This is a genomic window from Burkholderia sp. LMG 13014, from assembly GCF_905232215.1.
Taxonomy (GTDB): Bacteria; Pseudomonadota; Gammaproteobacteria; order Burkholderiales; family Burkholderiaceae; genus Burkholderia.
Window position 1 is genome coordinate 1 of the sequence record NZ_CAJNKE010001027.1, and the last position, 1,187, is coordinate 1,187.

A 1,187-nucleotide genomic window follows, 5' to 3' on the forward strand; every position below is an offset into this window, starting at 1 on the left:
GCCGAGGTCGGCGAGCTCGGCGAACAGCGCGGCGGCCGCGTCGGGCTCGCGCGATATCGCGCGCAGCACGTCGAGACACATCACGTTGCCCGAGCCTTCCCAGATCGAGTTGACGGGCGCCTCGCGGAACAGCCGCGCGATCGGGCCGTCGTCGACATAACCGTTGCCGCCGAACACTTCCATTACCTCGCCGGTCAGTTCGACCGCGCGCTTGCACACCCAGAATTTCGCGGCGGGTGTGACGATGCGTTTCCACGCGCGTTCGCGCGGCGAGTCGTCGCGCTCGAACGCGTCGGCGAGACGCATCGACAGTGACAGCGCCGCTTCGCTTTCGAGCGCGAGATCGGCGAGCACGGTGCGCATCAGCGGCTGCTCGGCGAGCGCGCGGCCGAACGCATGGCGCTGGCGCGTGTACGCGATCGCCTGCACGACGCCCTGGCGCAGCATCGCCGCGCTGCCGAGCACGCAGTTCAGCCGCGTGTAGGTGGCCATCTCGATGATGGTCGGAATGCCGCGGCCTTCATCGCCGAGCATGATGCCCCACGCGTCGTTCAGCTCGATCTCGCTGCTCGAGTTGCTGCGGTTGCCGACCTTGTCCTTCAGCCGCTGGATCTCGACCGCGTTCTTCGTGCCGTCCGGGCGCCAGCGCGGCACGTAGAAGCACGACGGGCTGCCGGCTTCGGTGCGCGCGACGACGAGATGCGCGTCACACATCGGTGCCGAGAAAAACCACTTGTGGCCGCGCAGCCGGTATTCGCCACCGCGTCCGCCCGCGCCGACGGCGGTCGCGAGCGTCGTGTTCGCGCGCACGTCGGAGCCGCCCTGTTTCTCGGTCATGCCCATGCCGAACCAGATCGAGCGCTTGTCGGCGACCGGCACGTCGCGCGGATCGTAATCGTTGCTGTAGAGCTTGTCGCGCAGCAGTTCCCACAGCGCGGGCTCCTTCTGCAGCACCGGGATCGCGGCCTGCGTCATCGTCGCCGGGCACAGCGAACCGGCCTCGATCTGGCCATGCAGGTAGAAGCCGGCCGCGGTCGCGGCCCAGCGGCCGCGGCGCGACTCGCGGAACGCGAGCGACACGAAGCCTTCGTGGCGGTACTGGCCGAGCAGCGCGTGCCAGGCCGGGTGGAATTCGACGCGGTCGATGCGCCGGCCGCGCCGGTCGAACGTGTTCAGTTCCGGCGTGT

The 1,187-nt window shown here is 69.3% G+C and carries 1 protein-coding gene; it reads right to left on the minus strand.

The genetic code is table 11. From position 1 onward, the window contains the following. Nucleotides 1-1,187 (minus strand): acyl-CoA dehydrogenase family protein (locus JYJ84_RS37115; RefSeq protein ID WP_205190341.1); only part of this gene is annotated, 1,187 nt, incomplete at both ends.